Below are 14,165 nucleotides of genomic sequence, written 5' to 3' on the forward strand. Positions count from 1 at the left end.
GCCAGCGCCGCGTACCCCCTTTCGGGTTGGTTAGGGAGACTTGGGGGACACGCCGGAGGCGACCCGCACAGACTGACAGGCGACCAGTGAAGGACCGCCGTCAGGAGCCGCATGCCCACGCCGCCACCCCTCGCCTCGGGCCCCGGGGGCACCGCGGCACTGCGGCCCCTCCTCGACACCGTGCTGGAAGCCCTCGTACAGGGCGCGAAGGAACGAGGCGGCCCCCTGCCGACAGGCGGGCCACGAGCGGTGGCCGCGGGGATGGCCGCCGCCCTGCGGGACCCCCTGCCCGAGCAGGGCGACCCCGACGCCCTCCGCACCCTCGTCCAGGCCGTCGCGGCGGGCGCGGCGGACCCGGCGGACCCCCTGTGCGCGGCGCACCTGCACTGCCCGCCGCTGGCGCTCGCGGCGGCGGCCGACCTCGCCGCGAGCGTGCTGAACCCCTCGATGGACTCCTGGGACCAGGCCCCGGCCGCCTCGGAGTTGGAAGCGGCCGTCACCCGCGCCCTCGCGGGAGCCGTCGGCCTCGCGGACGCGCTCGTCACCACCGGCGGCACGGAGTCCAACCAACTCGCCCTCCTCCTGGCCCGCGAGACGACCGGCGCCCCCGGCGCGCTCCGCCTCCTGCACGGCGCCAACGCCCACCACTCCCTGCCCCGCGCGGCCTGGCTGCTCGGCCTGCCGGACCCCGTCGTCGTACCCGCCCCCGGCGGCACCCTTGACCCGGTCGCGCTGGAGACCGCGCTGGCCACGCTGCCCGGCCCGCTGCTGGTCGCGGCCACCGCGGGCACCACCGACGCCGGACTGATCGACCCGCTCCCCGAGATCGCCCGGCTCTGCGCGGCGCACGGCGCGCGGCTGCACATCGACGCGGCGTACGGCGGCGGACTGGCGTTCAGCGACCGCCACCGGCATCTGCTCGACGGACTCGACGCGGCCCACACCGTCACCCTCGACCTGCACAAACTCGGCTGGCAACCGGCCGCCGCCGGACTCCTCGCGGTCAGGGACCCCGCCGACCTCGCCGCCCTGCACCAGCGCGCCGACTACCTCAACGCCGACGACGACACCGAGGCGGGTCTGCCCGACCTGCTCGGCCGCTCCCCGCGCACCACCCGCCGCCCGGACATCCTGAAGACCGCCGTCACCCTGCGCACCCTCGGCCGGAGCGGACTCGGCGCCCTGGTGGACCAAGTCTGCGCGCACGCAAAGGACTTCGCCCGCCTCGTGGACGCGCACCCCGGCTTCGAGCTGTACGACACCCCCGTCATCAGCACCGTCCTGTTCCGCCCCGCGGGCGCGGCCGACACCACCGTCGCGGAGACCCGCCGGACCCTGCTGCACACCGGCCGCGCCGTCCTGGGCCGGGCCCGCGCCGACGGCCGCCTCTGGTTCAAGGCCACCTTCCTCAACCCCCGCACCCGGCCGGACGACCTCGCCCGGCTGCTCGCCCTCGCAGAAGGAACGACCCCCGCATGAACAACCCCCCGCGCCAGGAACCCGAGCCCGGTCCGGACCGGCTGCCGGAACCCGGTCCCCGCCAGGACCCCGACGCCCCCCGCGACCTCGTCGGCATCGGCATCGGCCCCTGCAACCTCTCGCTCGCGGCCCTCGCCCACCCCCTCGACGGACTCGACGCGGTCTTCTACGAGCAGCGCCCCTCCTTCGACTGGCACCCCGGTCTCCTCATCGACGGAGCCACCCTCCAAGTCCCCTTCCTGGCCGACCTGGTGACCCTCATCGACCCCACCAGCCACTGGAGTTTCCTCAACTACCTCCGCACCCGCGAACGCCTCTTCCCCTTCTACTTCTCCGAGCACTTCCACATCCAGCGCGCCGAGTACGACGCCTACTGCCGCTGGGTCTCCCGCGGCCTGCCCGCGCTGCGCTACCGCCATCAGGTGGACGCCGTCCGCTGGAACCCCGAACGCGCCCTGTTCGAGATCGACTTCACCCAGCTCGACGCGCACGGCGAGGCCGAGGCGCTCGGCCGGACCCACGCCCGCAACGTCGTCCTCGGCATCGGCACCGCCCCGCACGTCCCCGACCCGCTGCGCCCGCTGGCCGACGACCCCCGCGTGCCCGTCGTGCACGCCGCCGACTACCTCGACCACCGGGCCGCCCTGCTCGCCGCCGAGCACATCACGGTGGTCGGCTCCGGCCAGTCCGGCGCCGAGATCTTCCTCGACCTGCTCCGCCACCGCCCGGCGGGCCGCGAGAAACTGCACTGGATCGGCCGGACGCAGGCGTTCGCGCCGATGGAGTACTCGAAGCTCGGCCTGGAGCACTTCACCCCCGACTACACCCGCTACTTCCACGCCCTGGCCGAACCGGTCCGGGACCAACTGGTCTCCGCGCAGTGGCAGTTGCACAAGGGGATCGACGCCGCCACCCTCGCCGCCATCCACGGGGAGCTGTACCGGCGCAGCATGGACGGCGGCTGGCCCGACGCCGTCCTCACCCCCGGTGTCCGGGTCCGCACCGCCGGGCGGCTCGCCACCACCAAGGTCGAACTCCACCTGGAGCACCTCCAGCAGGGCACCCGCTCCCGCCTCACCACCGGCGCCGTCGTGCTCGCCACCGGCTACCGCGAACGTCCGCTCGGGCGGCTGCTCGCCGGACTCGACCCGTACATGCGCCGGGACAACCGCGAACGCCCGCGCGTGGACGAGGAGTTCCGGCTGGTGCTGGACCCCTCGGTGACCGGCTCGGTGTTCGTGCAGAACGCGGAGCAGCACACCCACGGCGTCGGCGCGCCCGACCTCGGCCTCACCGCCTGGCGCGGCGCGTCCATCCTCAACTCCGTCACCGGCGCCGAACCGTATCCGCTGCCCGCCCGCACCGCGTTCACCACCTTCGGGCTGGGCGAACAGCGCCACCGCGTCCCGCACGCCCGGCAGGCCAGACAACTCGTCCCGCTGATCCCGCTCACCGAGGGCCGCTGAGCGGCGCCCCGCACTCCCCATTTTTTCTCCGGCCGCCCACGACCGCGCCGACGGGCGGCACGTGAACGACACCGGTACGAGGGCGACGGCCGCCGCCGTGGACGTGGCCCTCTTCGCCAAGAGGGCCACGCCCGAGGGGAGTCAGAACACCGGCGTGCCGTCGCGGGTCAGCTTCCAGTCCACCGAGGCGAAGTCCTTCGGGTCCAGCACCCCCTTCGCCGTCACCCACTCCGCGATCCGGGTGCGGATCTCGGTGGACTCCGACCACAGTTCCTGCGCCGCCGCCACGTGCGGGAACGCGCCGCCGCCGTTGGCGCGGTAGTTGTTCACCGCGAACACGAACCGGGCCGCGTCGTCCAGCGGGGCGCCGCCGTGGGACAGGTTCCTGACCCGCGACCCGGCGGGCTGCGCGATGTCGATGTCGTACGTCAGGCCGGACACGTAGTCGTAGTTGTAGTCCGGACGGCCGCCCGCGTTCGTCAGCTTCTCCACGTCCACGGGCGCCCCGGCGGCGGTCTGGTTGTAGTACCCGGCCGAGTATTCGAGGTACGCGCGCACCTGGGCGCCCGTCATCACCTTGGCGACCAGCGTGTTGTCGTAGACGTACAGCCCGGACAGGTCCCGGATCGTCACGTCGCCCGCCGGGATCTGCGAGGTGCGGGAGAACGGCGACGCCTGCGCGAGCACCGGCAGTTCCGCGTACGCGGTGCCCGCCAGCGCCGCCTTCACCACGTCCTCCTGGACCTTGGTGATCAGGTCGATGATCGGGGCGTCCTTGTAGCGCGCCTCGACCGTGGTCAGGGTCGCGGTCGCGGTGCCCACCACCTGGTTGACGTACGCGACGACCTTGGCGTGCTCCCGCTTCAGCAGCGAGGTGATGCGGGGATCGTCCGCCACCGACGCCGAGTTCCGCAGCGAGGCCGCGACCGACTCCACGCACCAGCGGCCCCGGCGCAGCACCAGCTCCACGTCGAACACGCTGAGCCGCTCCGCGAAGCACAGCGGCTCCGACAGCACGACCGTGCGGCCGGTCTTCTCGTTGACGACCTTCAGCTCCGGGATCTCCTGGTGCGCGTGCCCGACCAGGATCGCGTCGATGCCCGGCACCTGCCGCGCCACGTTCGCCGCCGCGTCCTCGACGTAGGGGAGCTGGTCACCGTACGAGGAGTTGCCGGAGGTGCCCGAGTGCGCGGAGACGATCACCACGTCCGCGCCCATCGAGCGCAGCTTCGGCACCCACTTCGCGGCCTGCTCCTCCAGACCGGGGAAGGCCAGCCTGCCCTGCACGTACGCCTTGTCCCAGATGGCGATGCCGGGGTTGGTCAGCCCGAGCACGGCCACCTTGACGGGCGGGGCGCCGTGCACCCGGAACGTCTTCATGACGTACGCGGGGAAGGCGGGCTTGAGGGTCTTGGCGTCCACGGCGTTGGCGCCGAGCAGCGGGAAGCCGAGCTGCTGCTCGAAGCGGCGCAGGGTCTCGATGCCGTAGTTGAACTCGTGGTTGCCGAGCGCGGCGGCGTCGTACCCGATCGCGTTCATGGCCTTCGCCATCGGGTGCACCGGGCCGCCCTTGGCGGTGATCGGGTCCACCTTGGCGTAGTAGTACGTCAGCGGGGTGCCCTGGATGGTGTCGCCCGCGTCGATCAGCATCGTGTTGTGGCGGCCCCGCTCCGTGCGGATCTGCTCGACCAGCGTGGAGATCCGGGCCAGGCCCTGCGCGTTGCCGCCCGCGTCGGAGTAGTCGGCGTTCTTGAAGTAGTCCCAGTTGAAGACGTGACCGTGCAGGTCGGTGGTGCCCAGGACGGTGAGGGAGTACCGCTTCTCGCGCGGGCCGTGGCCGCCGTGGCCGTGCCCGCCGTGCGCGACGGCGGCCTGTGCCGAGGGAGCCGCCACCGCGCCGGCCACGGCCGCGCCCGCCCCGGTCGCGGCGGTCTTCTTCAGGAACTTCCGGCGGTTCAAGGGCATCTCTGCAACTCCTCGGAGAACGGTCAACGACGCGCGTAGATTCTGACGTGTCCACAACGTCCGGCAACAGGTCCGGGAGGTTGCGATCCGGTGACCGCGCGAAGGCGCCGTCCGCGTGCCGGAGCGGCCGGTGCGGTCACCCGAGCGGCCCGATTCGCTCAAAGGAGCGGGTCTTCGCACACTTCAACACTTGTCAACGGCCGGTCACGCAAAGGTCGTTGAGAGGTCATGTGCCCCTGAGTCCCTACCCGCTGGTAAGGCATACGCTCGAACCATGCGCCGAGCGAAGATCGTCTGCACCCTGGGCCCCGCCACCGACTCGTACGACCGGATCAAGGCACTGGTCGAGGCCGGAATGGACGTGGCCCGCCTCAACCTCAGCCACGGCAGCCGGGCCGAGCACGAGCAGCGGTTCCGGCGGGTCCGCGAGGCAGCCGACGAGGCCGGGCGCAGCGTCGGCATCCTCGCCGACCTTCAAGGACCGAAGATCCGGTTGGGCCGTTTCGCCGAGGGGCCCGTACTCCTCGAACGCGGCGACACGTTCACCATCACCGTCGAGGACGGCGTCGAGGGCGACCGGAACACCTGCGGCACCACCTACGCCGGTCTCGCCGCCGACGTGGCACCCGGCGAACGGGTCCTGGTGGACGACGGCAGGGTGTGCCTGGAGGTCACCGCCGTGGACGGGCCCCGGGTGCGCACCCGGGTGATCGAGGGCGGCGTGATCTCCGACCACAAGGGCCTCAACCTCCCCGGCGTCGCGGTGTCCGTGCCCGCGCTCTCCGAGAAGGACGAGGAGGACCTGCGCTGGGCGCTGCGCACCGGCTGCGACATCGTCGCCCTCTCCTTCGTCCGTACCGGCGCGGACGCCAAGGACGTGCACCGGATCATGGACGAGGAGGGGCACCGGGTCCCGGTCATCGCCAAGGTCGAGAAGCCGCAGGCGGTCGAGCACATCGAGGACATCGTCGCCGCCTTCGACGGGATCATGGTGGCGCGCGGCGACCTCGGCGTGGAGATGCCGCTGGAGCGGGTGCCGATCGTGCAGAAGCGGGCGATCAAGCTGGCCCGGCGCAACGCCAAGCCCGTCATCGTCGCCACCCAGATGCTCGACTCGATGATCGACAACGCCCGCCCCACCCGCGCCGAGGCGTCCGACGTGGCCAACGCCGTCATCGACGGCACCGACGCGGTGATGCTCTCCGGCGAGACCAGCGTGGGCCGCCACCCCGTCGAGACCGTCCGTACGATGGCGAAGATCGTCGAGGCCGCCGAGGAGACCGTCCTCGCGGACGGGCTGCGCCCGCTGAGTGAGCGGACCAAGCCTCGTACCCAGGGCGGTGCCGTCGCCCGTGCCGCCGCCGAGCTGGGCGACTTCCTCGGCGCCCGCTTCCTGGTCGCCTTCACCCAGTCGGGCGACACCGCCCGGCGGCTCTCCCGCTACCGCTCGCCCATCCCGTTGCTGGCCTTCACCCCCGACCCGGCCACCCGCGCCCAGCTCAGCCTGACCTGGGGCGTGGAGACCTTCCTCGGCCCGCGGGTGGAGTCCACGGACGCGATGATCGACCAGGTGGACGAGCTGCTGCTGCGGCACGCCCGCTGCGCGCGCGGCGAGGTCGCGGTGATCACGGCGGGCTCCCCGCCCGGCGTCGCGGGGTCCACGAACATGGTCCGGGTGCATCACATCGGTGAGGACGACAGCCCGCGCTGAGGGCGTGCGCGAGGGCGGCCGGGCGCGAAGGCGGGCGTACGCGAGGGCGGCCTTACGCGAAGGTGGCCGGGAACGCGTGAGGCGGGGCACCACTCAGGGGTGGTGCCCCGCCTCACGGGGTGTTCGTACCGGTGCGCGCGGTGCCTGTTCGGGTGCTCCGCGGTGCTCGCATCGGTGCCGGGTGCGGGACTCGAACCCGCAAGCCCTTTCGGGCAGATGTGTTTGAGACATCCGTGTATGCCATTCCACCAACCCGGCCGGACCGGCTGCTCGGAAGCATACCGGGTCACCATGCCGGGCCGCCGCTAGGTAGGCTGCTTCACGTAGCAGTACCTGTTCCGGCCCGCACCAAGGAGCCCCCGTGACCACCGAGTCGCCCCAGCCCGAAGACGCGCCCGACGACAACAAGTCGCACGTGCCTCCGCTGACGACCCGGGTCGTCATCGCCGAGGACGAGGCCCTGATCCGGCTCGACCTCAAGGAGATGCTGGAGGAGGAGGGCTACACCGTCGTCGGTGAGGCTGGGGACGGGGAGCAGGCCGTGGAACTGGCCCGCGAGCACCGCCCCGATCTGGTCATCCTCGATGTGAAGATGCCCAAGCTGGACGGCATCTCGGCCGCCGAGAAGATCGCCGCCGAGTCCATCGCCCCGGTCCTCATGCTCACCGCCTTCTCCCAGCGCGACCTGGTCGAGCGGGCCCGCGACGCGGGCGCGATGGCGTATCTGGTGAAGCCGTTCAGCAAGAGCGACGTCGTCCCGGCCATCGAGATGGCCGTCTCGCGCTTCACCGAGCTGAAGCAGCTGGAGAACGAGGTCGCCGACCTCACCCTGCGCCTGGAGACCCGCAAGCTGGTGGACCGCGCCAAGTCCATCCTCCAGACCGAGTACGGCCTGACCGAACCGGCCGCGTTCCGCTGGATTCAGAAGACCTCGATGGACCGCCGCCTGTCCATGCAGCAGGTCGCGGAGGCGGTCATCGCGGACAGCGACGAGAAGAAGTCGAAGAAGGGCTGAGCCGCCGCCCCCGGGCGGACACCCGTCGGCAGGCGTGCCGCAGCAGTCCCACCCCGGCAGGCGTGCGTCCGCAGGCGCACTCCGGCAGGCGTACGAAGAGGCCCGCGCTCCCTGTGCTGGGGGGCGCGGGCCTCTCCGTGTCCGGGGCGTTCTCAGTCCTCGCCGAGATACGCCTTGCGCACCGACTCGTCGTGCAGCAGGTCCCGCCCGCTGCCCGACAGCACGATGGAACCCGTCTCCATCACATGTCCCCGGTCGGCCAGCGACAGCGCGGCCTGCGCGTTCTGCTCGACCAGCAGGATCGTCGTCCCCTGCGCCTTCAGCTCCACGATGGTCGCCATGATCTTCTGCATCATGATCGGCGACAGCCCCATCGACGGCTCGTCCAGCATCAGCAGCTTCGGCTGCGACATCAGCGCCCTGCCCATCGCCAGCATCTGCTGCTCCCCCCCGGACAGAGTGCCCGCCGCCTGCTTACGGCGCTCACCGAGGATGGGGAAGAGGTCGTAGGCGCGCTGGATGTCGCGTTCGATGCCCGCCTTGTCCTTCCGCAGGAACGCCCCGAGCTGGAGGTTCTCCGTGATCGTCAGGCGCGGGAAGATGTGCCGCCCCTCGGGGGAGTGGGCGAGCCCGAGAGAGACGATCTTGTGGGCGGGGACGCTGCCGAGCGGGCGGCCGTCGAACACGACCTTCCCCGACGACGGCTTCAGCAGCCCCGAGAGCGTACGCAGCGTGGTCGTCTTGCCCGCGCCGTTGGTGCCGATCAGGGTGACGACCTGCCCGGCCTCGACGCTGAACGAGATGCCCTTGACGGCCTCGATCTTGCCGTAGGCGACCCTGAGGTCCTCGACCTCCAGCAGTGCGGTCACTGGGCCTCTCCCTTGGTACCGGCGCTCTCCGCGCCTCCGCTCCCGGCGGCGGCCTCGGCCGCCGCCACCTCTGCGGCCTCCGCCTCACCGGGGTCGCCCTCGAAGGGCTCGCCCAGATAGGCGGCGACGACACGCTCGTCGGCCTGGACGACCTCGGAGGTGCCCTCGACCAGCTTCTCGCCCTGCACGAGCACGGCGACCCGGTCGCAGAGGTTGAAGATGAAGCGCATGTCGTGCTCGATGACGAGCACGGCGACGCCCTTGTCCCGGATGGAGAAGACGAGTTCCTCCGTGGCCCGCGTCTCCTGCGGGTTCATACCGGCCGTCGGCTCGTCCAGCAGCAACAGGCCGGGCTCGCTGGCCAGCGCGCGGGCGATCTCCAGCTTCCGCTGCTCGCCGTAGGGGAGGTTGCGTGCCAGGTGCTCCCGCTTCCCGGCGAGGCCGACGAACTCCAGCAGCTCCATCGCCTTCGCCTCGGACTCCGCCTCCGCCTTCTTGAAGCCGGGCCCCCGCAGCAGCGCGGACCACAGGCCCTCCTTCGTGCGGGTGTGCCGGCCGACGAGGACGTTCTCCAGGACGGTCATGTTGGCGAACAGCCGGATGTTCTGGAACGTACGGGCGATGCCCGCCTGGGTCACCAGATGCGGCTTGGGCGGCAGCACCTTGCCCCGGAAGGAGACCGTGCCCTCGGTGGGTACGTACAGCCCGGTGAGGCAGTTGAAGAAGGTGGTCTTCCCGGCACCGTTCGGGCCGATCAGCCCGACGATCTCGCCGCTGTTGACCGTGATGTCCACCGACCGGACGGCGGTGAGGCCGCCGAACCGCATGGTGACGTCACGGGCTTCGAGTACAGGTGTCGTCATCGTTCCTCACGCCCCAGCCCTGGTCGCGGCCGGTTCGTCGGTCAGCGTCTTCTGCGCCGGTACGTCCAGCTGGTCGGTCTCGTGGAACTCCAGCTTGCGCCGCCGGTCGGCGATGATGCCCTCCGGGCGGAACCGCATCAGCAGGACCAGCGCGATGCCGAAGGCCAGCAGCTCGTAGTTCTGCAGGAACTGGAGCTTCTCCGGGACCAGATAGAGGATGCTGGCGCCGAGCAGCGGGCCGCTGACGGTGCCCATGCCGCCGAGGACGACCGCGGCCAGCAGGAACGCCGAGTTGGGCGGGGCCGCGCCCGCGAACTGGTACGGCTGCGGGTTGACGCTGTAGTTGACGTGCGCCATCACCGCACCGGCCAGGCCCGCGAGGGAAGCGCCGAGCGCGAACGCGATCAGCTTGACCCGGAAGCCGTTGATGCCCATCGCGGTGGCGGCGGTCTCGTCCTCCCGGATCGCGATCCAGGAGCGGCCGATCCGGGAGTCGGCGGCGCGGGTGTACACCAGGACCACGATCGCGGTGACGATCAGCATCAGGAACATGTAGTTGGCGAACCGGCCGAGGGTGAACCCGGCGATCTGGTGCGGCTCGCCCAGGTTGAACCCGAAGATGTTCAGGTCCGGGATCTGGGTGATGCCGTTGGGGCCGCGGGTGATGTTCGGGCCGGAGTCGCCGTCGAGGCTGTTGACGGCGATCCGGAAGATCTCACCGAAACCGAGGGTGACGATCGCCAGGTAGTCGCCGCGCAGCCGCAGCGTCGGGGCACCGATCAGCACACCGAAGGCCAGCGAGGCCGCCATGCCGGTGAGCGCGGCGGCCCAGAACGGGAACTGCGCGCCGGAGATCGGGGAGTACTCCGACCCGGACACCAGTGCCGCCGCGTAGGCGCCGACACCGAGGAAGGCGACGTAGCCGAGGTCGAGCAGGCCGGTGAGGCCGACGACGATGTTCAGGCCGAGGGCGACGGTGGCGAAGATCAGGATGTTCACGCCGACGTTGGCGTTGTGGTCGTCGCTCTGGGTGAACGGGAAGACCGCGGCGGCGGCGAAGGCCAGCGTCGCGGCGAAGCCGCGGTGACGGGCGGAGATCCGCGCGTACCGGTCCAGCAGACCGGCGTGCACCAGCGCCCAGGCGGCGAAGCCGACGGCGATCGCGTAGCCGATGAACGTCTCGCTGTCGTCGTTGTCGATGCCGATGCCGTAGGTGAAGACCACCAGGCCGAGCGCGGTGCCGACGGTGATGGCGAGCCGGTCGGCCACCGCCCCGGACGGCGCGGCGGGCCGGGCGGCCGGCTTGGCGAGCCGCAGGAAGCGCAGCGCGCGGCCCAGCGCGGCGGTCCCCCGGAGCGCGGGTTCGGCGGGCCGCCGGTCCAGCGGCAGGGCGAGCGCGCCGACCGCGAGGAGCAGCGCGCCGACGGCGGCGACGAAGCCGCCGGGGTCCACGTTGACCAGCCCGCCGAGGTCCACGGCGATGGCGATGACGGTGAACCAGACGACGACGAACGTGCCGAGCGCGAACAGCGCGGCGGTGTTGTCGCTGCCGCTGGGGTTGATCCGGGCCAGGCCGCGCACGCCGTACCCGGCGAGGAGGAAGACCAGCGCGACGGCGGCGACGACCAGGGTGATCACCTGGAGGCCCGCCGGGTAGCCGTAGACGGTCAGGTCGCCGGGGAAGTCCGACGTCCACGTCCAGGACATGAAGGCGGAGGCGATGGTGACCACGGCGCCCGCGGCGGCCAGCGGACGCGCGAGCGGTGCGGGCAGCGGGAGGACGGGGCTCTTCTCGGTGTTGGTCATGGTCAGGCCCTGTCCGCGACGCGTTCGCCCAGCAGACCCTGTGGTCGGAAGAGCAGCACCAGAATGAGGAGCACGAACGCCCACACGGGCGCCCAGCTGCCGCCGCCGAGCTGCTGCATGCCGGGGATGTCGGAGATGTAGGCGGTGGCCATCGCCTCCGCGATCCCGAGGACCAGACCGCCGAGCATCGCGCCGTAGATGTTGCCGATGCCGCCGAGGACAGCCGCGGTGAACGCCTTCAGACCGGCGAGGAAGCCCATGTCGTAGGCGACCGAGCCGTACTTGAGGCCGTACGACAGACCGGCGACCGCCGCGAAGAAGCCGCCGATGGCGAACGCGACCACGATGATGCGGTTGGTGTCGATGCCCATCAGCTGGGCGGTGTCCGGGTCCTGCGCGGTGGCCTGCATGGCGCGGCCGGTGCGGGAGAAGCGGACGAAGAACCCGAGGACCGCCATGCACAGCGGGGCGGCGAGGATCAGGAACACGTCGCCGCTCTGCACGGTGACCGAGCCGAGGTGCAGCGGCCCGAACGGCAGTTGCGGGAAGACGCGCGAGGTCTTCGCGTCCGGGTACCAGTTGAAGACGGCCTCCTTGATGGCGAGGGAGAGGCCGATGGCGGTGATCAGGGGCGCGAGGCGTGGCGCCCCGCGCAGCGGACGGTACGCGAAGCGCTCGGCGCCGACGGCGATGAGCACGGCGACCAGCGCACCGCCGAGGAGCATCGCCGGCAGGGCTATCCACATGGATATGCCGTCCGGCAGGGCGAGGTAGACGGTGAGGGCGCCGAAGCCGCCCGTCATGAAGATCTCGCCGTGGGCGAAGTTGATGAGCTGGACGATGCCGTACACCATCGTGTAACCGATGGCGATCAGCCCGTACATCGAGCCGAGGAACAGCCCGTTGGCCAGCTGCTGCGGCAGGGTGTTCACCGCGTGGCCTCCATGTGGTGGGGAGAGTCGGGGGGTAGAGAGCGGGCCGCGCGGTGACGGTGGTCGGTGCCGCGCGGCCCTGGTGGTGCGGTGTGTCCGGCTCGGCTACTTCGGGGTGGCCACGCCGCTCTTGACGGACTTCCACTCACCGTTGGTGACCTGGTACACGGTCAGCTGCTTGTTGGTGGTGTCACCGAACTCGTCGAACGAGATCTTCCCGGAGATGCCGTCGAAGGAGCTCTTCTGCACGGCGTCCACGACCTGGTTGCGGGCGTCGCTCGGGATCTTGCCGTCCTTCACGACCTGGCCGACGGCCTTGATGATCGCGGTCGTCGCGTCGTACGCGTACGAGCCGTACGTGCCGTAGTCGCCGGGGTACTTCTTCGCCTTGTAGGTGTCCACGAAGGTCTTCGCGGCGGGCAGGGTGTCCACGGGGACACCGATGGAGGTCACGAGGTCGCCCTCGGCGGCCTTGCCCGCGGTCTTGATGTAGGTCGGGGTGAACATGCCGTCGCCGCCGAACAGCGGGATGTTGGCCCCCGCTTCCTTGAGCTGCTTGGTGAGCACCTGCGACTCGTCGTACTGGCCGCCGTAGTACAGCAGGTCGGCCCCCGACTTCTTGATCTTGGTGGCGAGGGTGGAGAAGTCGCGGTCACCGGTGTTGACGTGGTCGGTGCCGATGACCTGGCCGCCCTGCTTGACGAACTGCTCCTTGAAGATCTTGGAGAGGCCCGCGCCGTAGGTCTGCTTGTCGTCCACGACGAAGGCCTTCTTCTTCTTGAGGCCGTTCACCGCGTAGTCCGCCGCGAACGCGCCCTGCAGGGCGTCGGTGGTCGCGGTGCGGAAGTAGTTCTTGAACGGGCGGGACTTGCTGGTCTGCCAGTCCTTGCCCTGGGTCAGCTCCGGGGCGGTGTTGGAGGGGGAGATCTCCACCAGGTTCGCCGCCGACAGCACCTGCTGCATCTGCGTGGCCACACCGGAGTTCAGCGGGCCGACGACGCCGAGGACGTCCTTCTCGGCCACGAACTGCGAGGCGTTCTGCTGGCCGGTGGCCGGGATCGCCTTGTCGTCCAGCGCCTTCACCTTGAAGGTGACGCCGGGGACGGACTTGTTCTTGTTGGCGTCGTCCACGGCGATCTGCGCGCCGTACTGGATGCCGAGGCCGGTGGCCGAGTTCTGGCCGGTCAGCGGCGCGTCCACGCCGATGGTCACCGTCACATTGCCGTCGCCGCCCTTGCTGTCGTCGTTGCGGGAGCCGCAGGCGGTGAGAGTCAGAGCCCCGGTGGTCAGGACGGAGGTAAGAATCACCACAGAACGCTGTCGCACAATCGATCCTTTCCGCAGGCGTTGCCGCCCCCTTCAAGGGCCTGGCGCCGTGCCGGTACCGAACTCCTGATGGAGCGGTGACTGGCCGTGACTCTAAGCCCGGTTCATTGACCTGGGTATCGCCGTGCGCTCGCTTGTGACTTTCTTGTTATGACGAGATCGCCGGTGGAGTTCGACCTGTGGGGCTTGCCGCCGTTTCGGTCGAATTCCCCGTCGGTCCACATTCTGAGAATCCGCACTTCCGGTCGGTCAGGGCCAAAACCCGTACGGAGCCTGGCAGTCGGGGCCCCGCCACCCCCGCGGAGCGCTCCTGGACGCCTCCGCACGCCCGGCGCGGGTGGCAGTACGCATTGCCTGCGCGTTACGCAGTGTTACGGCGATGAAGAGAGTGTCCGGATTCCGCAATACCGTGTAATGAGCATCCATTTCCGCGCGTGCAGGTCTGCGGTACCGATATGCGGAGGGATGAATTCCGAATCGGTGATGGTGCGCTCGTGTGGGTTTGTTCGGTGGGTTATGCGTGGGTAAGGGGACGGTATATGCAGGTCAGATGGGGCGCCGGTCGGTCGAGTGGGGGTGGGAGTGTCGGCCGGGCGGTGGCGGGGGGCGGGTGCTGGCCCGCCTGGCGGAGTGCGGGTACACGGAAGCGGGTGGGGCTGTCGGGTGGGCCCGCAGGGTGAGGGCGTGGGCATGCGGAAGCGGGTGGGCCCGCCGGTACGGTCACCGGCGGGCC

At 70.7% G+C, this 14,165-nt stretch carries 10 protein-coding genes and 1 tRNA gene; 4 read left to right on the top strand and 7 right to left on the bottom strand.

From position 1 onward, the window contains the following. The first annotated feature begins 111 nt into the window (after positions 1-111). Together KUM39_RS21955 and KUM39_RS21960 are read left to right on the top strand one after the other, a co-directional pair. Complete coding sequence (locus tag KUM39_RS21955; RefSeq protein ID WP_217787458.1) at positions 112-1,479, top strand: pyridoxal phosphate-dependent decarboxylase family protein; 1,368 nt, start codon at positions 112-114, stop codon at positions 1,477-1,479. Further along, positions 1,476-2,945, top strand: a complete 1,470-nt coding sequence (locus KUM39_RS21960) for a lysine N(6)-hydroxylase/L-ornithine N(5)-oxygenase family protein (RefSeq protein ID WP_217787459.1) — start codon at positions 1,476-1,478, stop codon at positions 2,943-2,945. The genes KUM39_RS21955 and KUM39_RS21960 overlap by 4 nt, the downstream gene beginning before the upstream one ends. Before the next feature lie 141 nt (positions 2,946-3,086). Here KUM39_RS21960 and KUM39_RS21965 read toward each other — a convergent pair whose 3' ends face one another. After that, complete coding sequence (locus KUM39_RS21965) at positions 3,087-4,910, bottom strand: bifunctional metallophosphatase/5'-nucleotidase (protein ID WP_217787460.1); 1,824 nt, start codon at positions 4,908-4,910, stop codon at positions 3,087-3,089. 274 nt (positions 4,911-5,184) lie between these two features. Here KUM39_RS21965 and pyk point away from each other — a divergent pair, with 274 nt between their 5' ends. After that, positions 5,185-6,621 carry a pyruvate kinase gene (gene pyk, locus KUM39_RS21970; RefSeq protein WP_217787461.1) on the top strand — a complete coding sequence of 479 codons (1,437 nt, stop codon included), beginning with the start codon at positions 5,185-5,187 and terminating at the stop codon, positions 6,619-6,621. Between the two features lie 175 nt (positions 6,622-6,796). On the opposite strand, the gene KUM39_RS21975 is transcribed toward pyk, so the two are convergent. Beyond that, positions 6,797-6,879 (bottom strand) — tRNA-Leu (locus KUM39_RS21975). Between the two features lie 103 nt (positions 6,880-6,982). Between KUM39_RS21975 and KUM39_RS21980 the strand changes: the two genes are divergently transcribed. After that, on the top strand, positions 6,983-7,636 hold the full coding sequence (locus KUM39_RS21980; protein WP_217787462.1) for an ANTAR domain-containing response regulator: 654 nt from the start codon (positions 6,983-6,985) through the stop codon (positions 7,634-7,636). A gap of 152 nt (positions 7,637-7,788) precedes the next feature. On the opposite strand, the gene KUM39_RS21985 is transcribed toward KUM39_RS21980, so the two are convergent. From KUM39_RS21985 to KUM39_RS22005, 5 genes are all read right to left on the bottom strand, one after another. Further along, positions 7,789-8,505 carry an ABC transporter ATP-binding protein gene (locus KUM39_RS21985; RefSeq protein WP_217787463.1) on the bottom strand — a complete coding sequence of 239 codons (717 nt, stop codon included), beginning with the start codon at positions 8,503-8,505 and terminating at the stop codon, positions 7,789-7,791. After that, entirely contained in the window at positions 8,502-9,368 is an 867-nt protein-coding gene (locus KUM39_RS28615; RefSeq protein WP_217787464.1) for an ABC transporter ATP-binding protein, read from the bottom strand. The genes KUM39_RS21985 and KUM39_RS28615 overlap by 4 nt, the downstream gene beginning before the upstream one ends. Positions 9,369-9,374: 6 nt before the next feature. Then, positions 9,375-11,174: a branched-chain amino acid ABC transporter permease gene (locus tag KUM39_RS21995; RefSeq protein ID WP_217787465.1), complete on the bottom strand. Its 1,800-nt coding sequence runs from the start codon at positions 11,172-11,174 to the stop codon at positions 9,375-9,377. A 2-nt stretch (positions 11,175-11,176) separates the two neighbouring features. Continuing rightward, positions 11,177-12,106: a branched-chain amino acid ABC transporter permease gene (locus KUM39_RS22000; RefSeq protein ID WP_217787466.1), complete on the bottom strand. Its 930-nt coding sequence runs from the start codon at positions 12,104-12,106 to the stop codon at positions 11,177-11,179. A 105-nt stretch (positions 12,107-12,211) separates the two neighbouring features. Continuing rightward, complete coding sequence (locus tag KUM39_RS22005; protein ID WP_217787472.1) at positions 12,212-13,417, bottom strand: branched-chain amino acid ABC transporter substrate-binding protein; 1,206 nt, start codon at positions 13,415-13,417, stop codon at positions 12,212-12,214. Between the last annotated feature and the right edge of the window lie 748 nt (positions 13,418-14,165).

It is taken from the genome of Streptomyces corallincola (genome assembly GCF_019104725.1).
Classification (GTDB): domain Bacteria; phylum Actinomycetota; class Actinomycetes; order Streptomycetales; family Streptomycetaceae; genus Streptomyces; species Streptomyces corallincola.